This is a genomic window from Hymenobacter armeniacus (assembly GCF_014699055.1).
GTDB lineage: Bacteria > Bacteroidota > Bacteroidia > Cytophagales > Hymenobacteraceae > Hymenobacter > Hymenobacter armeniacus.
Window position 1 is genome coordinate 278,663 of sequence record NZ_JACXAC010000006.1, and the last position, 20,881, is coordinate 299,543.

At 59.9% G+C, this 20,881-nt stretch carries 15 protein-coding genes; 7 read left to right on the plus strand and 8 right to left on the minus strand.

Going from position 1 to position 20,881, the window contains the following annotated elements; all coding sequences use genetic code 11:
* Positions 1-64 precede the first annotated feature (64 nt).
* From IC234_RS18610 to IC234_RS18630, 5 genes are read right to left on the minus strand one after another with little or no spacing between them, the layout of a single operon-like run.
* The gene (locus IC234_RS18610) at positions 65-781 is read right to left on the minus strand and encodes an ABC transporter ATP-binding protein (RefSeq protein WP_190927607.1); all 717 of its coding nucleotides are present in this window, start codon (positions 779-781) and stop codon (positions 65-67) included.
* 12 nt (positions 782-793) lie between these two features.
* The gene (locus tag IC234_RS18615) at positions 794-3,556 is read right to left on the minus strand and encodes a hypothetical protein (protein WP_190927609.1); all 2,763 of its coding nucleotides are present in this window, start codon (positions 3,554-3,556) and stop codon (positions 794-796) included.
* The gene (gene gatC, locus IC234_RS18620) at positions 3,557-3,844 is read right to left on the minus strand and encodes an Asp-tRNA(Asn)/Glu-tRNA(Gln) amidotransferase subunit GatC (RefSeq protein ID WP_190927611.1); all 288 of its coding nucleotides are present in this window, start codon (positions 3,842-3,844) and stop codon (positions 3,557-3,559) included.
* Between the two features lie 20 nt (positions 3,845-3,864).
* Complete coding sequence (locus tag IC234_RS18625) at positions 3,865-4,689, minus strand: lysophospholipid acyltransferase family protein (RefSeq protein WP_190927613.1); 825 nt, start codon at positions 4,687-4,689, stop codon at positions 3,865-3,867.
* 58 nt (positions 4,690-4,747) lie between these two features.
* A complete protein-coding gene (locus IC234_RS18630) occupies positions 4,748-5,329 on the minus strand; it encodes an NUDIX domain-containing protein (RefSeq protein WP_190927614.1) in 582 nt (193 codons plus the stop codon).
* Positions 5,330-5,758: 429 nt separating this feature from the next.
* On the opposite strand from IC234_RS18630, the gene IC234_RS18635 reads away from it, so the two are divergent.
* A complete protein-coding gene (locus IC234_RS18635) occupies positions 5,759-6,007 on the plus strand; it encodes a hypothetical protein (protein WP_190927616.1) in 249 nt (82 codons plus the stop codon).
* A 91-nt stretch (positions 6,008-6,098) separates the two neighbouring features.
* On the plus strand, positions 6,099-6,674 hold the full coding sequence (locus tag IC234_RS18640) for a ribonuclease HII (protein ID WP_190927618.1): 576 nt from the start codon (positions 6,099-6,101) through the stop codon (positions 6,672-6,674).
* A gap of 26 nt (positions 6,675-6,700) precedes the next feature.
* On the opposite strand, the gene IC234_RS18645 is transcribed toward IC234_RS18640, so the two are convergent.
* Genes IC234_RS18645 through IC234_RS18655 form a run of 3 tightly spaced genes read right to left on the minus strand, consistent with a single transcriptional unit; the run spans position 6,701 to position 9,156 of the window.
* On the minus strand, positions 6,701-7,144 hold the full coding sequence (locus tag IC234_RS18645) for a response regulator (protein ID WP_190927620.1): 444 nt from the start codon (positions 7,142-7,144) through the stop codon (positions 6,701-6,703).
* A 58-nt stretch (positions 7,145-7,202) separates the two neighbouring features.
* A complete protein-coding gene (locus IC234_RS18650) occupies positions 7,203-8,759 on the minus strand; it encodes a sensor histidine kinase (protein ID WP_190927622.1) in 1,557 nt (518 codons plus the stop codon).
* Between the two features lie 22 nt (positions 8,760-8,781).
* Complete coding sequence (locus IC234_RS18655; RefSeq protein WP_190927624.1) at positions 8,782-9,156, minus strand: CZB domain-containing protein; 375 nt, start codon at positions 9,154-9,156, stop codon at positions 8,782-8,784.
* A gap of 240 nt (positions 9,157-9,396) precedes the next feature.
* On the opposite strand from IC234_RS18655, the gene prfB reads away from it, so the two are divergent.
* The 5 genes from prfB to IC234_RS18680 all read left to right on the plus strand — a co-directional run bounded on the left by prfB (position 9,397) and on the right by IC234_RS18680 (position 20,870).
* Positions 9,397-10,474 (plus strand): peptide chain release factor 2 gene (gene prfB / locus IC234_RS18660; RefSeq protein WP_190927626.1). Its coding sequence is split into 2 segments (ribosomal slippage): positions 9,397-9,456 and positions 9,458-10,474, totalling 1,077 coding nucleotides; the frame shifts between segments, so codons are not numbered across the junction.
* Positions 10,475-10,866: 392 nt separating this feature from the next.
* Positions 10,867-14,106 (plus strand): SusC/RagA family TonB-linked outer membrane protein, encoded by a 3,240-nt coding sequence (locus IC234_RS18665; protein ID WP_190927628.1) that lies wholly within the window; start codon positions 10,867-10,869, stop codon positions 14,104-14,106.
* 13 nt (positions 14,107-14,119) lie between these two features.
* Positions 14,120-15,556 (plus strand): SusD/RagB family nutrient-binding outer membrane lipoprotein, encoded by a 1,437-nt coding sequence (locus IC234_RS18670; protein WP_190927629.1) that lies wholly within the window; start codon positions 14,120-14,122, stop codon positions 15,554-15,556.
* A 247-nt stretch (positions 15,557-15,803) separates the two neighbouring features.
* A complete protein-coding gene (locus tag IC234_RS18675; RefSeq protein WP_190927631.1) occupies positions 15,804-19,073 on the plus strand; it encodes a SusC/RagA family TonB-linked outer membrane protein in 3,270 nt (1,089 codons plus the stop codon).
* Between the two features lie 21 nt (positions 19,074-19,094).
* The gene (locus IC234_RS18680; RefSeq protein WP_190927634.1) at positions 19,095-20,870 is read left to right on the plus strand and encodes a SusD/RagB family nutrient-binding outer membrane lipoprotein; all 1,776 of its coding nucleotides are present in this window, start codon (positions 19,095-19,097) and stop codon (positions 20,868-20,870) included.
* Positions 20,871-20,881 lie beyond the last annotated feature (11 nt).

Below are 20,881 nucleotides of genomic sequence, written 5' to 3' on the forward strand. Positions count from 1 at the left end.
CGGGAGTAACAGATTGCGTTGCGCGGTAGCGCTGCTTCGACAAGCTCGGCATGACGGGCTGCTATTACCCCGCCGTGGCGTGGGTTGTGATGTCGGTGTTCACTTCGTCCGTTTCAATCAATCCGTCGCGCAGGCGCACGATGCGGTGGGCGTAGCGGGCAATGTCCTCTTCGTGCGTCACCATGATGATGGTGTTGCCCTTGGAATACAGCGCCTCAAACAAATCCATGATTTCATGGCTGGTTTTCGAGTCGAGGGCGCCGGTGGGTTCGTCGGCCAGCAGCACGCTGGGGTTGTTCACGAGGGCGCGGGCAATGGCCACGCGCTGGCGCTGCCCGCCCGACAGCTCGTTAGGCCGGTGCGAGGCGCGGTCGGCCAGGCCCACAGAGCGCAGCGATTCCATGGCGCGCTCGTTGCGCTCGCGCTTGCTCAGGCCGGCGTAAATGAGCGGCAGGGCTACGTTGTCGAGGGCCGAGGCGCGGGGCAGCAGGTTGAAGCTCTGGAACACGAAGCCGATTTCCTTGTTGCGCACCTCGGCCAGCTGGTTGTCGCTCATGCGGCTCACGTCCTGGCCGTTGAGGATGTACTGGCCTTTGCTGGGCGTGTCGAGGCAGCCCACGATGTTCATCAGCGTGGACTTGCCCGAGCCCGACGGCCCCATGAACGCCACGTACTCGCCGCGCGGAATCTGGATGCTCACCGAGCGCAGGGCGTGAATGACCTCGGCGCCCATCACATAATTTTTGGCGATGTCATTGGTTTCGATGACGTTGGGGTTCATGGCTCGAAATACTTATTGCAGAGGAGGAATGGCGGGAGCAACGGAAAAAGAGTCGGAAGCCGCCGCGCGGGTTGCCCGGTGCTGCTCGTACTCAGCCGCTAAAGTAGCATACGCGGCGGGTGCCAATTGCTGGCGCAGCTGGGCCAGCGCGTCGGTGGCATATTCGGTCAGGCCGGCGTCGGCGGCGGCCAGCGCGTAGGCCCTCAACAGCGTTGGCGACTGGGGGTTTTCGTCGAGCCCGGCCCGCAGGGCTTCGTAGGCGGCCGTGTAGCTGCGGCGCCGGGTGTAAAAGCGGCCCGCGGCCAGGATGGCTGGTTCGTTGAAAGGGGCCTCCTGCACAATGCGTTGGTAGCTTTTGGCGGCGGCCGCCGCGTTGTTCGCCTGCTCGGCCTGCCGGGCCTGCGCCAGCCAGTCGTTGCCAATGCGCTCCACAGCAGTTCCCGGCGCAAACGAAGCCGCAGCCAGTTGCGCCAGCGTCCGCCGCCCCAACAGCTGCAAGGCCGAATCCGGCGAAGCCGCCAAGCGTGCTGCCTGTGCCCGCGCCGAATCCGGTTGCCCGTTCAGAGCCAGGGCGTAGGCGCGCGTTTCGCCGGCCTGCACCGCGCCGTGAGAGGCCGCAAACGCCAGCTGGTCGGCCGCAGTAGCAAACTGGCCTTGCTGCAATTGCCACAGCCCCAGCAGCATCTGGTAGTAGGCGGCCGTGCCGGTAGTGCCCGCCGCCAGGGGTAGCAATAGCTGGCGGGCGGCCCGCTCCTGCCCCAATGCATGCCGGGCATACGCCTGCAAAAACATCAGCTGCTCGTAATACGGCGCGTTGGCATCTGCTCTGGCAAGGCTTGCCAAATGCGGCAACCCTTGCCGAATGCCAGTGGCGTTCTGCGTTTTGATGTTGGCCAGCACCGCGTGGTAAAGATGGGCAAACGTCGCGTCGTCCAACACAGCCGGCGTGGACGGCGCGTCAGCTTTTACCGGCTTCGTGAGCAGGCCCAGCAGCAATTGGTTGGCCGCGAGGGCTGGCTCGGTGGCGGGGTTGCTGCCGCCGGGCTGCTTTTGGGCTTCGGCATAGAGGTTCTGGCTCAGCAGGAAGCCCAGCTGGTTGGTACGGCTGGCGTAGCTGCCGGGGTTCAGCCGCTCGGCTTGGTCCAGGTAAAAGGCCACGGAATCATTCAGGGCCGTTTTGGTAAAAAGCTGGGCCAGGTCGCCGGCCAGGGCGGCACTGCGGGGCTGCGCTTTGAGGCCGCGCCGTAGGATGTCGAGGCCATCAAATAAGTCTTCGGGCTGATTGAACAAGCCGGCCAGGCGCACCGACACCTTCTCGCTGGGCCCGCGCAGCAAGGCCCGGTTCAGGGCCACAATTTCATTGCCGCGCTGCTGCCGGAAGCGGTAGAGCGCCGCCCGCCCAAACTGAGCGTGGAAATTGCCCCGGTAGAGCACGTCGCCGCTTTCGGCGTAGTAGCGCTCGGCCAGCACGGCCAAGCTGAGGTCGTCGGGCGTAGCTTCGCTTTGCTGGCGGGCCAGGTCGCCGAGGTGGTTGTACTGGCCGGCCTGCACCTGGTCGGGCAGCGGGAAGCTACGGCGCGACTGAATGATGACGATGCCGCCCACCGCCAGCACGTACACCGTGTAGAACGGCAACCGGCGCGGCTCAAACGCCACCCGGTACACCCGCAGCCGCTGCTGAATGAGCGGCATGAAGTTGATGAGCACATACAGCCAGAAGCTGCCCCCCACCAGCAGCAGCGCCAGGCCCGCAAAGCTGCGGGCCGCCGCCAGCAGCGGGGTATTGTCGGTGGCAAAGGCATAGCCCAGGGCGCCCGCGGCGCCGGCCACCGCCAGCGGGTACAGCACCCGGGCCTCGGCATACGGCACCGTACCGGCGTAGCTGGGCGCCCGCAGGCGCAGGCCCAGCCCGCCCGCCAGCACCGCCGGTAGCAGCAGCACCAGGGGGTCCAGGCTCACGCCCGGCAGCAGTTGCAGGCCGTCGTTCCACACGTACAGCAGCAACGCGCCCAGGTACAGCAGAATCGCGGCCACAAACGGCCCCAGCCCAAACCGGCTCCCCGGCTGCTCGGCCTGGGCATTGAACCACAGCAGGGCCCGGATATTTTCTATCCCCACCCACAGCACCAGCAGCGCCACCAGCACAGCGCCGCCCGGCGTGGCGTAGGCGGCCAGCTGAAGTGCGGTTTCGGCGGCCGGCAGTTGGCTTTGGCTGAAAATTAAGAGGCCCAGGCCGACCACAATCGCGCCCAGCACCAGCACGCGCCGTCCCAGTCGCCATTCCTCGGCAAAAGCGTGCACGGCATAGGCGCCACCGCCCACCAGCCCCAACATGAGGTACAGGAAGTACCGCTCGCTGGTATTGAAAATGCCCAGCGACTCGGTGTTGAGCGACAGCAGCAGGAAGATGACCGGAATCATGCCCGCCACAAACGCCAGCCGAGCCAGCGTGCTGGCCACGGCCACCCATCCCACCAGCACCGCCGCCAGCAATAGCAAAAACAGCCCCGCCGCCACCGGCTGCGTAAACGGCCCGGCCACGTCGTGCGTCAAACTCACAATGAAGCCGCTGGCTTGCACCGGCACACGCACCGGGCCGGCCGCCACCTGCTCCAGCGTGAGCGGCACGGCCTGCAGCTGCGGCACCAAGCACATGGGCAGGGTGCTATCGGGGCCCGTGAAGTAATAAAAAATGGCCAGCCCCACGGCCAGCGCGGCCAGCACGCCTAGCCAGGTGGGCCGCCAGGCGCGCGTCGAAGCGAGTTTCGGGCTCAACTATTCCAATACTTTGGGCACCCGGAAGTAGTCCGAATCCTTGCGCGGGGCGTTGCGCAAGCCGTCCTGGTGGCTCACGGTGTTGCGGGCGTCGTCGTCGCGCAGCACGTTTACTTCCTGCGACAAATGCACCAGCGGCTCCACGCCCGTTGTGTCGAGGCCTTCGAGCTGGGCCACGAAATCGAGGATGTTGTTCAGGTCGCCGAGCATCTGCTGCTCGCGGGTAGCGTCAAATTCGAGGCGGGCCAAATGGGCCAGGCCGCGCAGGGTGCCAAGGTCGGTGCTCATGTTGCGTTAGGAATTACTAGTTAAGAATTGGCCGGCTGGGGAGTTTCTTCGACCACAACGCTGGCCGGGTCGCGCCAGGTACTGGGACCGGGCTTCACGGCGCCCTCCGGCAGAAAATCGCCGGTGAGCAGGGCCGCCACCCGCGCTTTCAAGGCGGGGATATCGGCCAGGGTAAGCCCGGTGGTGGGAATGGGCTCGTGAAAAACAATTTTGAGGCGGTGGTAGCGCACCCGCAGGCTGCCCTTCACATCGGGCATAAACATGTGGTTGAGCGGCTGGCCCACCGGCACAATGGGCACTCCCGCTTCGATGGCCATCTGGAAAGCCCCGTCGTGCAACGGCAGCAGGTCTTTGCCCGGCGCGGGCGAAATGCGGCCTTCGGCAAAAATGGCAATGCTCTTGCCCGCGGCCAGGCTGCGCTTGGCCATCACCATGGCCTTGCCCCGGCTCACGGCGCTGGCCCGGTCCACGGTGATGTAGACGCGGCCAAAGATGGGCCCCCACACCGGCGTTTTGGCCAGCGAGGCCTTGCCCATCATATTCAGAAAGCCCGGAATGTATTTGAACATCATCATGATGTCGATGTACGAGCCGTGGTTCGACACGTACACGCAGGGCTGCGGGGCGGGCTCGCGGGTTTCGCGCACTACCTCTATGGGCACGCCCCACATGGTGATGGACAGCCACGACCAGAACCGGTTCAGCGCGTGCACCACTTTGTAGCCGCCCGGCCGGCGGCTGTAAAACCACTGCACCGGAAAGGTGAGCACAAACGGCAGCACAAACCAGAACGTGGCCCACGTGGTGTAGAGACGATGGCCGAGGTAGCGAAGCAAATGGCGCATGACGGCAAAGTTAGGGCATTCCCGTGGCTGGCGTTTGCCCAGCCCGGCAAACCCGCCGCTACTCCTTCCGTTCGGCCAGCAGCTTTTCTGCCTTCAGCAGCCCGGCCACGCTCATGCCGTCCGTAATGCGGTCGTTCATGCACAGGCGCACGGCTTCGGCCAGCGGCAGCTTCCAGAGGCGCAGGTCCTCGGTTTCTTCCGGCTCCACCTCGCCCGCGGTCAGCTCCTCGGCCAAGAACACAAAGCCCTCTTCATCGGTCACCGAGTTGGAGGTGTGGATGCGGGCAATGCGCGTCCAGCGGGCGGCGGTGAGGCCGGTTTCTTCTTTCAGCTCGCGCTGGGCCGATTCCAGAATGTCCAGCTCTACGGGGCCGCCGCCCATGGGAATTTCCCAGCAGTACTCGTTCAAGGCGTAGCGGTACTGGCCTACCAGCCAGGTGTTGCCCTCAGCATCGACGGGAATGATGCCCAAGGCCTTGTTTTTCATACTCACCACGCCGTAGATGCCGCGCCCGCCGCTGGGGTTGAGCACCTGGTCTTCGCGCACCGAAATCCAAGGGTTGTGGTATTTCACCTCCGTGCTGAGGGTTTGCCAGGGGTTGTGGGTTTCGTCGACGACGGGCGCTGCAGATAGGGACATAGCAGAAAATCGATAAAGCAAGAGCCGTAAAATTACGTTCGGACGCGCCGGTCGCCCAGTTCAATCGTCGGCTGGATGCCGTCATCCGCCGTGTCAGACGTTTCATTGGGCGACTAATCTGCCCCACTAAACCAAATTTCTTTGCGCTCCGCCCTCGCAGCCTAGTATCTTTGACCCATAAGTACCCCCGCACGGGCTGGAAATGTGGAAAGGAAGGACCTCTCGTGCGGCGGCGCTCTGGCTGAAAAGGTGGGGTAGACACCTCTAAGCCGGACCCGCCACTTTAAGGCCGTCGCACTCGTGCGGCGGCCTTTTTTGTTGGCTTAGGGGTCCGCTCCCCGCCTGCTGCCTTAGGGCTTTCAACCCAAACCGGAGCCTCGCCGTACCACCAGAAACCGGCCGCCCACATCCCGGCCGTCCCCTTCTCACATGGCTCAGCCCAATTCGAAATCCAACCAGAAGTCTGCCGATAACGAACACGACCCTCTTTTCAACCTCAAGCACGCCGAAGCCGAAGCCGACCTGGCTCAGAAAACCAACGGCCTGGGCCCTGTCACCAACGAGTACGTGACCACCGACGAGGACGAAGAAATCGACGAAGGCCCGCGCGACAGCCAGGGCCAGCGCCGCGGCGAGCCCGGCAACTCGGCCGAAGGCAGCACCGCCGGCCGCCACTAGCCTTGGCGGCTCCACCGAGCCTCCCCTACTGCAATGCGCAAATTGAGCCCGTATTTTGGGTTTGGTTTGCGCATTGCCTTTTTTAACGCCCTTGCTACTCGCTAATTTTTCCGGCCATCCCCTCGAAGCCGGCCTCGACGAAGCCGGCCGCGGCTGTTTAGCCGGGCCCGTCTTTGCGGCCGCCGTCATCCTGCCCGCTGATTTCAACCCGCGCTTTCTCAACGATTCCAAGCAGCTCAGCGCCAAGCGGCGCGACGCCCTGCGGCCCGAAATATGCGCCCAAGCCGTGGCCTGGGCCGTGGGCCAGGCTTCGGTGGAGGAAATTGGCAGCATCAACATCGCGCAGGCCAGCTACCTGGCCATGCACCGCGCCGTGGCAGCATTGCCGCTCACGCCCGACCACCTGCTGGTCGACGGCAACCGGTTTCGGGCAGTGGCCGGCATTGCGCATACGTGCGTGGTGGGCGGCGACGGCCTTTACCGGCACATTGCCGCCGCGTCGGTGCTGGCCAAAACCTTTCGCGACGAGCACATGGCCGCGTTGGCCGCCGAGTTTCCCGAATATGGCTGGGAGCAGAACGCGGGCTACCCCACGGCGCAGCACCGCAGCGCTATTCGGGCACACGGCCCCAGTCCGCACCACCGCATGGGGTTTCGGCTGTTATAACACCGCTAATTCAGCAAAAGAAGGAGTTAGCTTTTCAGCTTCAGCAAGTCCAGGAACAAGCTGAAGCCGTCGACGCTCGTGCCACCCTCGCCAAACTTATCGAAGCTCAGGGGCTTGATGATGTAGCCGCTCACGGCCAGCTCCTGCGCCTTGAGCCGGTCCGATTCCAAGTCGGAGGTGGTCATGACAAACACGTTGAGCCCCACAAACTCGGGGTCGGACCGCAGGATTTCGAGCAGTTCCAGCCCGTTCATGCGCGGCATGTTGATGTCGAGCATCACCACGCTGGGCCGGGCTATTTTGGGCTCATCGCCCTCGCCGCGCAGCATTTTGAGGGCTTCGCGGCCGTTGCGGGCGTGCACCAGCGGCACATTGATGTTTTGGCGGCGCAGCTCGCGCTGCACGTTCATGACGTCCATCTGGTCGTCTTCCACGAGCAAAATGCTGGGCGTGGGATAATCGGCGGACATAAGCGTAACAATAGTTCAGTGGCGGGAATATGCCCGCAGAAACAGCCGCGTGCGGCCGTCAGGTAGCGACTGATACGGGCGAAACGCCTCCGGCGGCTACAGTAGCGCTCATATTTTTGGCTTTGGGCGGCTGCTTGGGCCAGGTGAAGATGAACTTAGCGCCCTGTCCCTCCGCCGATTTCACGCCAATGCGCCCCCCCTGGCGCTCCACAATTTTTTTCACAATGGCCAGCCCCACGCCGGTGCTTTCCAGCGTGTCGCGCTCGGTGAGGGTTTGGAAAATAACGAAAATACGGTCGTGGTATTCCGGCGCAATGCCGGGACCATCATCGGCCACGGAGAAAAGGTAAAAGTCCCCCGCGTCGTCGCAGCTGATGTGCACGGTGCCCGTTTCGGGGTGGTCGTGGTACTTCAGGGCGTTGCTGATGAGGTTGGTGAACACCTGCTGCAGCTGCACGGCGTTGGTGGTGAGCGTGGGCAGAAAAAAGGGCAGCTCCACCGTGAAACCCGGCGGCGGGTTGAGCGTGTCGACCACCTCGCGCAGCAGCGTGCGCACAAACACCGTTTCGTTGGCCTGGGCCACGCGCCCGATGCGCGCCAGGTCCAGAATGCCGGTGATGAGCTTTTCCATGCGGTGCACCCGTTGGCGCATCAGCCCCAAAAACTCGCGGATGTGGGGCGGCAACTGTTCGGGGCCCAGGTCTTCCTCTATCCAACGCGAGGCACTCTCGATGCCCCGCAAGGGCGCCTTCAGGTCGTGCGACACCACATAGGCAAACTGGTCGAGTTCCTGGTTGCGGTTTTCGAGCTGGGCAATGTTGGCGCCCACCGTGCGGGCCATCACGTTCAGGGCCGAGGTCAGCTCGCTCACTTCGTCCTGCTCGTTGTCCACTATCTGGCTGCTGTAGTCGCCGTCGGCCATTTTGCGGGCCAGGTTCACCATGCTGCGCAGCCGCTTGCCGAAGATGCGCACGATGTAGCTAGCCCACAGCAGCCCCAGCACCAGCGCCGCAATGGCCAAGCCCGCCGACAGCCATTCGGCCCGCACGATGCTCTGGTCCAGCTCGCGGCGCAGGCGGGAGCGGGTGCGCGCCTCGCTGGCTTCGAAGGCGGCCAGCCGCTGCCGGATGTTGTCCATTATTTGCTTGCCAGTGAGCCCTTCGGTGAGGCGGCGGTGCGGCATGCCCTCTAGGCCGCTCTGGCGGGGATTGCGCCGCCGGGTTTCCCGCTTCTCGGCCACCAGCAAATGGCTGTAGCTCGCCCATTGCTGAAACAGCCGCTGCGATTGGTCTACGAGCGCCATTTGCTCGGGCGAGCCCGACACCAAATCGCGCAGCTCGGCAAACCGGCCCACCAGTTGCCGCTCGCCATCGTAATAGGGCGCCAGGGTTTGCTCGTTGCCGATGAGCAGGTAGCCCCGAAAACCGGTTTCCATGTCGATGACGTTGCGCAGCAGGTTGGCGGCGCGGTTGGTCACGCGCTGCGATGCCTCCACCCGGCGCGAATTGTGCAACACCTGCCCGGCCAGTTGGTAGTAGATGACCACCACCACCGCAAACAGCGCCAGCAGCAGCACAAACCCAGCAAACAGCTTGGTGGTAAGCGTTATTTTCATGCAAGTGGCCCGCGGGCTCGTTTTAGGCCTCCCTACGCAGCTTCTCTTCCATGGTTTGGAGCAGCACCACCATTTCGTCGGCAATGACCTGCAGGGGCCCAAATCCGGCCACGGCCTGCTCCACCTGCCCGGCCTGGTGCATGTCCATCAGCCGGTTGGCTTCGTGGTGGATGAGCACGTGCTGGCGGTCGAACTGTCGGGCTTCGGGCAAGTGGCTGTAAGGCCCGCCATTGCGCATGCGGTCGGCAATCCAAAGCCCCAGGCTGCACAGCTCCGGGTCGCGCAAGGGGCCTTCGGCGGTGCCACGGCCAAAAAGAAACGACCGCAGCTTGCTTTTAAAATGCACATGCTTGATGTGGGCCGATTCAAAATCCCGCTTAAGCTCTTCTAGAGTCATAAATAAAACCTACTGGATGCGGCACTTACGCGGCATTTTGGCCACGGTTGCCGACACACTATACGTACGTCGCTGAGGAAACACCGCTTTTGCCGCAAACTTATGGCCGCCGCTTCGCGCCTCATGGCAAGGCAGTCGCCGTCCCGGTGCAGAATTCGGTACTTTTGCGCTTCACACCATACCGGGCGCGGCCAGCAGCCCCCGCGGCACCACAGCCGCCCCTCTCACCCATCCCCCACCATGACCCAAGACCAGATAAAGGACTTGAAGGGCCGCGCCGAGGCCCTGAGGAGGTATCTTTGACTACGATGCCCGCAAAGAACAATTAGCCGCTTACGAGGCTAAAACCACCGCCCCCGGCTTCTGGGACGACTCCAAAGCTGCTGAGGCCACACTGCGCGAAATCAAGCCCATCAAGACCTGGACCGACGACTTTGAAGCCGTGCAGCAGGCCCTGGCCGACACCGATGTGCTGTACGATTTCTACAAAGAAGGCGAAGTGACCGAGGCGGAGATGGAGGCCGACTACGAGGCCACGCTTAAAAAAGTGGAAGCGCTGGAATTCAAGCGCATGCTTTCCGACGAGGAAGACCAGCTTTCGGCCATCATCGACATCAACCCCGGCGCCGGCGGCACCGAAAGCCAGGACTGGGCCGAAATGCTCATGCGCATGTACATCATGTGGGCCGAAAGTCACGGCTTCGGGGTGAAGCAAATCAGCTACCAGCCCGGCGAGGGCGCAGGCATCAAGTCGGCGTCGTTGGAAATCGACGGCGACTTTGCCTACGGCTACCTCAAAAGCGAAATCGGCGTGCACCGCTTGGTGCGCATGTCGCCGTTCGATAGCAGCGGCCGGCGGCACACCTCGTTTGCATCGGTGTTTGCTTACCCGGTGATTGATGACACCATCAACATCGAAATCAACCCGGCCGACATTTCCTGGGACACGTTCCGGGCCGGCGGCGCCGGCGGGCAGAACGTGAACAAGGTGGAAACCGCGGTACGCCTCACCCACGCCCCTTCCGGCATCATCATCGCCGTCCAGATTGAGCGCAGCCAGCTCATGAACAAGGAGCACGCCCTGCGCATGCTCAAGTCGCGCCTCTACCAGATTGAGATGGACAAGCGCAACGCCGAACGCGACAAAGTAGAGTCAACCAAAAAGCGCATCGATTTCGGCTCCCAGATTCGCAACTACGTGCTGCACCCCTATAAGCTCATCAAGGACCTCCGCACTGGCATCGAACGCACCGACGTGCAAAACGTGCTGGACGGCGACCTAGACGAATTTATCAAGGGCTTTTTGATGCAGAGCTAGCTCTGCCTGCATCGCATCAGCAACGCCGTTCCTGAATGGGCCCAGATGCTTTCAGGCCTTCTACACGCGCCGCTTGATGCCTGGCGGGATGCTTTTAAAAATAAAGCCGCTGTCAAAAACGACTTTGTTGACTAGCAATAAAACACCAGATTTATCATTAATTTTTAATGAATTTTTTCGCTGCACACAAGTAAAAAGGCCTTATATTATATAAACACTATTTGTAGTTGCTACTGTGTATGAAGGCGCAGAAAAGCACCTGCAAGCACGTTTCGGCCAAGTTCAAACCGTTGTCGAATTTCTTGCACCTCTTTTTTATTTATTATACTTGCCCAAATTCTAAGGGAACAAACTTTATAAACCGCTCATTTCTCACCAAACAAACACTCACAATGAAAAAAGTACTATTCCTGTTCCTGCTGCTCGTCAGCGGCCTGTTGCAGCAGGCACGAGCACAGGACCGGACCATCTCAGGCAAAGTGACCGATGCGGCCACTAGCCAAGGGTTGCCCGGCGTAACCGTATTAGCCAAAGGAACCACCGTTGGCGCAAGCACCAATGCCGACGGCAGTTACTCCCTGACGGTTCCCAGCACGGTAACTGCCCTGACGTTTAGCTTTATCGGCTATGCCTCACAAGAACTGCCCATTACGAGCAATACCATCAACGTAGCGCTGGCTACCGACACCAAGCAGCTCAGCGAAGTGGTGGTGACGGCTCTTGGCGTGGAGCGTACCCGCAACTCGCTGGCTTACTCGGCTACCACCGTGGAAGGCGGCGACATCACCGTTGCGCGGAACCCGAACGCCATTAACGGTCTTGCCGGCAAGGTTTCAGGCCTGAACATCACACAGAGCAACACGCTGGGCGGTTCAAGCAACGTGGTCATCCGCGGCACAAAATCGCTGTTTGGCAACAACCAGGCGCTATTCGTTATCGACGGGGTGCCCATCAGCAACAGCAACACCAACTCCACGGCACAGCAAACCGGCCAGTCGGGCTACGACTACGGCAACGCCGCCGCCGACATCAACCCCGACGACATCGCTTCGACCACGGTGCTGAAAGGTGCTGCTGCCACGGCCCTCTACGGCGAACGCGCTAGCAACGGCGTGATTCTGATTACCACCAAGAAGGGCCGTCGCGGTTTCAACATCAGCGTTAACTCGGGCCTGACTGTGGGGAAGATTGACAAGAGCACCTTCATCAAGTATCAGGACAAGTACGGCGCCGGCTACGGCCGTTACTACTCGGTTGGAGGAGGCTACTTCAACCGAGATGCATCGGGCACCTTTGTGGTGCCGACTTCGGAAGATGCCTCCTACGGCGCCCGCTTCGACCCGAATCTGCTGGTTCGTCAGTGGGGCTCTTACACCCCCGGCTCCCCTACCTTTGGCCAGACCACGCCCTGGGTTGCAGCTAAAAACACTCCGGTTGACTTCTTTGAAACTTCCGTTTCCACGCTCAACAGCATCATAGCTGACGGTGGCAACGAAAATGGCTCGTTCAAGCTCGGCTACACCAACAACGTGGAGCGCGGTGTGCTGCCCAACAGCCGCATCAACAAAGACATCATCAACCTCGCCGGCTCTTACAACCTCACGTCCAAACTGACGACCAGCGCCACGGCCAACTTTACCCGCATCGCCGGCCTGGGCCGCTATGGCACCGGCTACGGTTCCGAAAACCTGATGACCAACTTCCGCCAGTGGTGGCAGACCAACGTGGACATCAAGGAGTTGAAAGATGCTTATAACCGCGACCAGTCCAACGCCACTTGGAACTTATCCAGCCCGCAGAACGGCGACTTCTCGCCGATTTTCTGGAACAACCCTTACTTCGTGCGCTACCAAAACTACGAGCAGGATTCGCGCTATCGCACGTTTGGCAACGTGGCGGCCACCTACAAGTTCGCCGATTGGTTTAACGTCTTGGGGCGCGTGACCATGGACTCCTACGACGAGCAGCAGGAAGAGCGTTCGGCGCTGGGCAGCACGCAAGCCAGCTATGTGCCCTACTACTCGCGCTACAACCACACCTACCGCGAATTTAACTACGACCTGATTGGCAACTTTAAGAAAGCCATCAGCGAGAACTTCTCCTTCCAGGGGCTGGTGGGGGCCAACATGCGCCGGGTATACAACCAATCCATCTACGCCACCACCAACGGTGGGCTGGCCCTGCCCAACCTCTACGCCCTGAGCAACACCGTGGCGCCTCTGGTGGCCCCTACCGAGACCAATACCAGCGTAGGAGTTGACGGTCTTTTTGCCAGTACCACCTTCGGCTACCGTGACCGGGTGTTTCTAGATGCTACCATCCGCCGCGATAAATCGACTACCTTATTGCCTGGTAAAAACGTTTATTACTACCCGGCTGTGTCGCTCGGTTATGTCTTCTCGGAAAGCTTCCGCGAAAGTGCTCCTTGGTTGTCTTATGGCAAACTACGTGTAAACTATGCCGAGGTAGGCTCAAGCTCTACCGCTTTGCAGCTTTACGACTACTACATTCAGAACCCGGCCTTGGGTAACGCGTCTCTTGCGTCGCTGCCCCGCACCAAAAACAACCCTGACTTGAGCCCGGAGCGTACCCGCAGTGCCGAAGCAGGCATCGACCTCGCCTTTCTGAACAACCGCATCGGCATCGAAGCGACGGTGTACCAAACGAACACCATTGACCAGATTATTCCGCTGAATATCTCGACGGCTACTGGCTACGCACGTCGCATCGTGAACGCCGGCGAAGTGCGCAATCGCGGCGTTGAAATGACGGCCTTCGTGGTACCGGTGCAAAACGACAATTTCACCTGGCGCATCTCCGCCAACTGGGCACGCAACCGCAACACCGTGCTGTCGCTCTTCGAAGGCGTTGATAACATCGTGCTGGCTACCTACCAGGGCGGTGTGTCGTCGAACGCTACGGTGGGCCAGCCCTTCGGCACCATCCGCGGCACCGACTATACCTACCGGGACGGTCAGCGTATCGTGGGCACGAATGGCCAGTACGTGCAGTCCGGTGCCAATAACGTCATCGCCGACCCCAACCCAAAATGGCGCGGCGGCATCACCAACACCATTACCTACAAGGCTCTTTCGCTCAACTTCCTGGTTGACATCCGCCAGGGTGGCCAGGTATTCTCGCTTGACCGCTACTACGGCCTAGCTACCGGCCTACAACCGGAAACCGCTGATGTGAATGATTTGGGCAACGAATCGCGTGCACCTGTTGTTCGCAACCCCGACGGCACCTATGCTCCCAACAGCGGTGGCATCATCCAGCCGGGTGTAAGGGCCGACGGTACCCCTAACACGGTTCGCGTGAGCAACACCAACTACGGCCTCTACGGCTACGCCCGTCAGCCCAACGCGGCCTTTGTGTACGATGCCAGCTTTGTGAAGCTGCGCGAGGCCTCCCTGACCTTCACCTTCCCCAAATCTATCACCGACCACTTGGCCATCGTGAAAGGGGCCAGCTTCTCGGTCATCGGCCGCAACCTGTGGATTATCCACAAGAACCTGCCCGATGCTGACCCCGAAGAAATCGTAAGCTCGGGCAACCTGGGGCAGGGCTACCAAAGCGGTGCCTACCCTACCACCCGCACCATCGGAGCCAACCTCCGCCTCAGCTTCTAATTTGTAACCGACTATGAAAAAGACCCTTTTAATTGCTTTGTCGTCGTTAGTCCTCGCAACGGGTGGCTGCGTCGATAACCTGAAGGAATACAATATTGATGTCAAAAACCCCTCACAGGTGCCCGGCATCTCCTTGGTGGCCAATGCCCAGCGCACGCTGGCTCGCACCGTCACGAGCACAAACGTCAATTTGAACCCGTTCCGTCTGTACTCGCAGTACTGGACCGAAACGACCTACACCGACGAGTCGAACTACGACATCAAAACACGACAAATTGACCGGTCCTTCTGGGACGCCCTGTACGCGGCCTTGGGCAACCTGAATGAAGCCAAGCGCCTGATTCCGAATGACAAATTCTCTTCCGCTAAGGTCATTGCTAACCAACAGGCCTGCACCGAGATTATGGCGGTGTATGCTTGGTCGGTCCTAGTGAACACCTATGGCAACGTTCCTTACACTGAAGCGCTGGATTTCACCAAAACACAGCCCAAGTACGACGACGCCAAAACCATTTACAACTCGCTGTTTACGCGCCTTGACGCTGCCATTGCTGCCCTAGACCCTTCGGCCGAAGGCTTGGGCTCGAACGACATCATCTACAACGGCGACGTAGCCAACTGGAAGCGCTTTGGCAATTCCCTGAAGCTGCGCCTTGCCATGACCATCGCCGACGACGACTTAACCAAAGCTCGTACGCTGGTACAGCAGGCTGCCCCAGGCGTATTTACTTCGCTGAGTCAGCAGGCCCAGGCTAACTTCGTAGCCACGCCCCCCAACACCAACCCGCTATACGAGGATTTGGTGCAAAGCGGCCGCCACGACTTCGTGGGCACTACGCTGTTTGTCGATACCCTTAAAGGTCTAAACGACCCGCGCCTCACCATCTTCTTCAATCCGGCTGCAGCCTCCGGCACTTACGAGGGCGGCGAGAACGGCGGCGATAACTCGGATTACCCGAGCTATTCCGAAGCCGGTGAAAAGCTACGCGAACCCACTTTGCCGGGCGTATTACTGTCGTATTCGGAAGTGGAGTTTTTGCTGGCCGAAGCTGCCGCTCGCGGATTTACCGTGACCGGAACGGTCACCAGCCACTACAACGCTGCCGTAACGGCTTCCATTTTGGAATGGGGTGGTAGCGCTGCCGACGCCAGCGCCTACTTGGCCCAACGCACGGTAGCGTATGCCACCGCCCCCGGCACCACCTATAGAGAGAAAATCGGCTTTCAAAAGTGGATATCGCTGTATGACCAGCCGGTGATGGGCTGGACCGAATGGCGTCGCCTCGACACTCCCCGCTTGGTGGCTCCGGCTGGTGCAAAAAGTGACATTCCGCTGCGCCTCACATACCCGACTCCGGAAAGCAACCTGAACACGGCCAACTACCAAGCTGCTTCAAGTGCCATCGGAGGCGATAAAGTATCCAGCAAACTTTTCTGGGATAAGTTTTAAGACCTTCGGAGTTTGCAAAAAAGGGCTGCCATAGTTGGCAGCCCTTTTTTTTTACGTGTGAAATTTCATCTTGATAGGCGAGGCTGACCGGATACCGAAGCATTCAGCTCATACGATTTTCTCTCAAAAAGAGGATGAGGACGATTTGAAGAGAGGAAATTATGAGCAAATGCAGTACTTTCAACTTTTAAAATGACACCACCCTGTTTCCTTTTTCCCTTTTCTAACACACCCATTTTTTAACTCAATGAAGAGAACCTTACTATTGAGCCTGCTCTTGCTGCTGACCCTTGCCGGGCGGAGCTGGGCCCAAACACGGCCGGTTTCGGGCCGCGTAATCGACAAAAGCACCAACGAAGGCCTACCAGGGGTCAGCGTCATCGTGAAGGGCACCACGGCCGGCACGGCTACGGATGCCGACGGACGCTTCGCCCTTAACGTGGCCACGGCCGGCGCCGTGCTTCAGTTCAAGTACCTGGGCTACGTAACGGCCGAGCAGCCAGTGGGCAGCTCCAGCACGGTGGACGTGGCCCTGGCCGTTGACACCAAGCAACTGGATGAGGTAACGGTGACAGCGCTTGGCATCTCGCGCGAGAAGCGAGCCTTGGGCTATGCCCTGTCGGAGGTGAAGGCTGACCAAGTGGTGCAAAAATCGGAGCCAGACATTCTGCGTACGCTCACGGGCAAAGTACCGGGCGTGAATATCACCAGCTCGAGCGGCGTACCGGGCTCCTCTTCCCGCATCACCATCCGCGGCAACACTTCGCTGCTGGGCAATAACCAGCCGCTGTTCATTGTGGATGGCGTGCCTTATGACAACTCGCAAACTGAATCGGAAAACCAGCTTGTGCGCGGTGCAGGCTATTCGAGCCGCACCGCCGACATCGACCCGAACAACATTGCGTCCATGAACGTGCTGAAGGGTGCGGCCGCGGCCGCGCTTTACGGCTCACGCGCTGCAGGCGGCGTTATTGTGATAACCACCAAAACCGGCGGCGGCGGAAAAGGAGGTGCTAAGGGCATTCAGCTAGGGTATAGCACGGGCTATTCCATCGAGCGGATTGCGGCCCTGCCCGAGTACCAGAACACCTTCGGAACCGGCGCCAACTTTGGCAATGGAGGCAATAACTATTCGACCAACGGGTCGTGGGGTCCGGCTTTCGGGAGCGACATTGCCCCCCGACGGCTGCCGCACCCGCAAGCCGGCAATATCAACCTGGGAATTTCGGATACGGCTACCATTCCTTATAAAGCCTACCCGAACAACGTCAAAGACTTCTTCAAAACCGGGCACTTGTTTGAAAACTCGGTTTCGCTGACCAGCACTAGCGAAAACGCGACCTTCTCAACCATCCTTTCGCGCGCCGACCAAGTTGGCACGATTCCCAATTCGCGGTTCACGCGCAACAACGTGAGCGCCGGCGGTTCGGGTCGCTTCAATAAGTTCACCATATCGGGCAACGTTGGCTATGCCAACACGCTGCAGCAAGGCCCGCAACTGGGTGCCAACAACGCAGTGGGCAACGCGACGGCCTTTGCCCGCACGCTGTTCCTGCCCCGCAACCTGGACTTGCAGGGCCTCCCCTACATCGACCCCATTACGCACCAGCAGTACTTCGGCTGGCTGGGCCAGCAGGCCGACAACCCCATCTGGAGCACGGAGAACAACCAATACACCTCGCGCGTCGACCGCATTACGGCCAGTGCCAGCATGGCTTACGCGTTCAAGGATTGGCTGACGTTGAGTTATACGGGTGGCCTGAACACTTATGTTGACAACCGCCGCACGACGGTACGCCCGGGCTCCAACGGCTACGGCGGCGTGGGCAACGTGATTGAGGACAACATCCAATACACCGAATTGGAACAAACGCTCCTGCTCACCTTCAACAAGAATCTGACGGAAGACATCAGCCTGCGGGCATCTGTGGGCCAGAACGTCAACCAGCGCCAACAAGACTTCCTTTCTTATGCTGGCCGCGGCATCGTGGTGTTTGGCATTGACAACATCGAAAACACGGCTGAAAAAAATACCAATGGCTACGATTACTTTAAGCGCCGTTTGATGGGCGTGTTGGGTGACGTAACCGTGGGATACAAGGACTGGGCCTTTCTGACCCTTACGGCCCGAAACGACTGGTCGTCGACGCTGAACAAGAACGGCGTAGCGGGTAGCAGCGGCCGCTCGTTCTTTTACCCTAGCGCCAGCGGCTCTGTGGTGCTGAATGAAGCGCTCGGAATAGAGTTGCCCTGGCTCTCGATGGCCAAAGTGCGCGTGGCCTACGCCCGTGTGGGCCGCGACGCCCCGCCGTACACCGCCGGCCCGACGCGCTACATTGTGAACCCGTCGTTTGGCAATTCTGGCCAAGGCATTGGCACCGACTTCCCCTTCAACGGCGTTACCGGCCTTGGGCTCAACGGTAGCATTGGCAACCCGGCCCTGACCCCGGAATTCACGAAAGAACTGGAAGTGGGCACCGACTTGTCGTTCTTCAAGAACCGCATCACGTTGGGCGCGTCTTATTACGACCGGCGCTCTACCAACCAGATTGCGCCCATCTCGCTGGACCCCTCTACTGGTTTCAGCCAGTACTACACCAACTTCGGGGAGATTTCCAACAAAGGCGTTGAAATCGCCTTCACGGCGGTGCCCTTCCAAACCAAGGACTTTGAATGGAGCTCGACCTTCAATTTCACCCACAATAAAAATAAGGTAGAGAGCTTGACTGCCGGCTTGGACCAGATTTCGTTCGGGACCGGTTTTGGAGGCGGCATCCAGTCCATTTTGAAACCTGGCGAAGACTACGGCGTGATGTACGGCAGCGTGGCTGCGCGCGACGCCAACGGCAATTATTTGGTTAACCCCGCCACCGGCTACCTCATTCGCGACCTCAACCCCAAAGTAATTGGCAACCCTAACCCTCAGTTTATCATGGGTTTTGTCAACCAATTCACTTATAAGGGCATCACAATGAACGTGCTGGTGGACTACCGCAAAGGCGGCGACCTCTATTCCACGACCATCCAATCCTACTTGGGCCGTGGTGTCACGAAGGATACCGAAGACCGCAACCGCCTCGTCATCATCAAGGGCGTGCAGGGCGACCCCACCACCCGGACGGCCATCACGCAAAAAGATGGTTTGGGCAACGACATCCCCGGCAGCACCATTCCCAATAACACGGCCATCTCCCTGAATGACTACTACTTCAGCTCGGGGGCAGCTGGCTTGGGCTCATTCGATGAGAAAGGCATTTACGATGCCACCACGGTGCGTCTGCGCGAAATATCGTTGGGCTACACCCTGCCGAAATCGTTGCTGTCCAAGACCCCGTTTGGCTTGGTTAATATCTCGGTGTCGGGTCGCAACCTGTACTGGTACTCGCCCAACATCCCGAAGTACACCAACTTCGACCCCGAAACGAGCACGTTCGGTGCCAGCAACCAACAAGGGTTTGAGTACACCAACGCCCCCACGACCCGCCGCTATGGCGTCAACCTCCGGGTCAACTTCTAACTCGCATTCGTTTTTGTTTTTATGAAACTACGCCTCATTTCCACAGCGCTGGCACTGGCCAGTTTGCTATTTGTGTCTCCGGGCTGCAAGGATTTCTACGACGTCAACGTCGACCCGCTGCATCCCACCAAAGCCGAATTGCCCCAATTGTTGCCCGTGGTGCAGACCGGCATGTCCACTTACCTTGGGTTTAGCATTTCGGGCCTTGGCCAGGCTACTTCGGCGCTCATGCAGCAGCTCTCTAACGGGCGCAGCATCGGGACGTACCAGCAGTCCGGCGACTCGTTTGGTAACCAATGGTCGGGGCTGTACACTGATGTCCTGGCCAACAACGAGCAACTCATCACGCAAGGCACTACTGAACAGAGATGGGGGTACGTGGGCGTGGGCCAGTTGCAGAAAGCCTACGTCATCAGCCAGTTGGTTGATTTATTCGGCGATGTCCCCTACTCCGAAGCCGTAAAGGGTGCACAAGTCCTAGCGCCACGCTATGATAAAGACGTTGACATCTACAATGGCAACTCCAGTTTGGGCATTCAAAGCCTGTTTTCGCTGATTGACGAAGGCATCGCCAACGTGAGCAAGCCCGGGGCTAATATTTCGGGTAGCGCTGACTTGGTCTATGGCGGCTCGCTTGACAAGTGGGCTCGTTTCGGGCGCACGCTGAAACTGAAGCTCTACGTGCAGATTCGCAAAACCCGTTCGGTTCAATCTGAGGTATTGGCTCTGCTGAGCAACCCCACTGCCTTGTTGCAAGACGACTTTGAGTTCAAGTACAGCAACTCCGAAACTCCGGCCAACCGCAATATCAGCTTCCTGTCCAATTACGTTGACGTGGCACGGGAGGACTTTGTGGGCCGCTACCTGTACCTGCTCATGAAGTACGGCGATGGCACCAATGCCACTACGCCGACCTACGTGCGCCCCCGTCCCAACACCTCGTTGGCCTACACCGACCCGCGCCTGCCGTACTACTTCTTCAACCAGCTCACTTCTCCAGCTGTTGACGCCACGGCTTACGACTACCAAGACCCCAACAACGGCCGTTTTGTGACGTTGCGCCAAGGCAGCAATGGTCCGGCCAGTGCCAGCGCCACGTCGGCTAGCTCTCGCTCGTTGCCCGGCCTGTACCCCATCGGAGGACGATACGACGACGGCCGCGGAGGCAACGTCAATACCACTTTTGGACGGGGCGTGGTTGCCCAGCGCTTGTTGCCCATTTTCAACGCGCGTTTTCTGGAAGCAGAAGCCCAACTCACGGTGTTGAACAACCGCAGCGCCGCCCGTGCTGCCCTGCAAAGCGCATTGCAGGCCTCCTTCGACAAAGTCAACGCCATCGCGTCAGCCGAAGGAACCTCTACTACTCCCAACCCCAGCTTGTCCCAGCCCTACTCCACCATCATTCCTGCCGGATTCCGCCCGTTGGCCCCCATTCCTGCCGCTGAGGTGGCAGCTTACATCGCCGCCGCACTGGACCGGTTTGATGGCACCGCAACTCCGGCCAAGACCCCGCTGCAGGTGATTATGGAAGAAAAGTACGTGTCCAGCTTTGGCATGGGAACCGATATCTACACCGACTGGCGCCGCACCGGCTACCCCATTATCACAGTACCGGACAACAACAACATCGGCACCAACGCTGGCTTGCAAGAAGACAACGACCCGCTGACGCGCGGCTCTGGGTTGTTCCCCCGTCGTTTGTTCTACTCGCAATCGGCACTCACCGCCAACCCCTCGGCCCCCAAAAACCAAGTGGACCCGAACAGCGCCAACTATCGCATTTTCTGGGATAAGTAGTTTCAGACGCT

Coding starts and splice junctions, on each gene's coding strand:
- IC234_RS18610 (WP_190927607.1), bottom strand. CDS start 781: ATGAACCCCAACGTCATCGAAACCAATGACATCGCCAAAAATTATGTG.
- gatC (WP_190927611.1), bottom strand. CDS start 3,844: ATGAGCACCGACCTTGGCACCCTGCGCGGCCTGGCCCATTTGGCCCGC.
- IC234_RS18625 (WP_190927613.1), bottom strand. CDS start 4,689: ATGCGCCATTTGCTTCGCTACCTCGGCCATCGTCTCTACACCACGTGG.
- IC234_RS18630 (WP_190927614.1), bottom strand. CDS start 5,329: ATGTCCCTATCTGCAGCGCCCGTCGTCGACGAAACCCACAACCCCTGG.
- IC234_RS18635 (WP_190927616.1), top strand. CDS start 5,759: ATGGCTCAGCCCAATTCGAAATCCAACCAGAAGTCTGCCGATAACGAA.
- IC234_RS18645 (WP_190927620.1), bottom strand. CDS start 7,144: ATGTCCGCCGATTATCCCACGCCCAGCATTTTGCTCGTGGAAGACGAC.
- IC234_RS18650 (WP_190927622.1), bottom strand. CDS start 8,759: ATGAAAATAACGCTTACCACCAAGCTGTTTGCTGGGTTTGTGCTGCTG.
- IC234_RS18655 (WP_190927624.1), bottom strand. CDS start 9,156: ATGACTCTAGAAGAGCTTAAGCGGGATTTTGAATCGGCCCACATCAAG.
- IC234_RS18665 (WP_190927628.1), top strand. CDS start 10,867: ATGAAAAAAGTACTATTCCTGTTCCTGCTGCTCGTCAGCGGCCTGTTG.
- IC234_RS18670 (WP_190927629.1), top strand. CDS start 14,120: ATGAAAAAGACCCTTTTAATTGCTTTGTCGTCGTTAGTCCTCGCAACG.
- IC234_RS18675 (WP_190927631.1), top strand. CDS start 15,804: ATGAAGAGAACCTTACTATTGAGCCTGCTCTTGCTGCTGACCCTTGCC.
- IC234_RS18680 (WP_190927634.1), top strand. CDS start 19,095: ATGAAACTACGCCTCATTTCCACAGCGCTGGCACTGGCCAGTTTGCTA.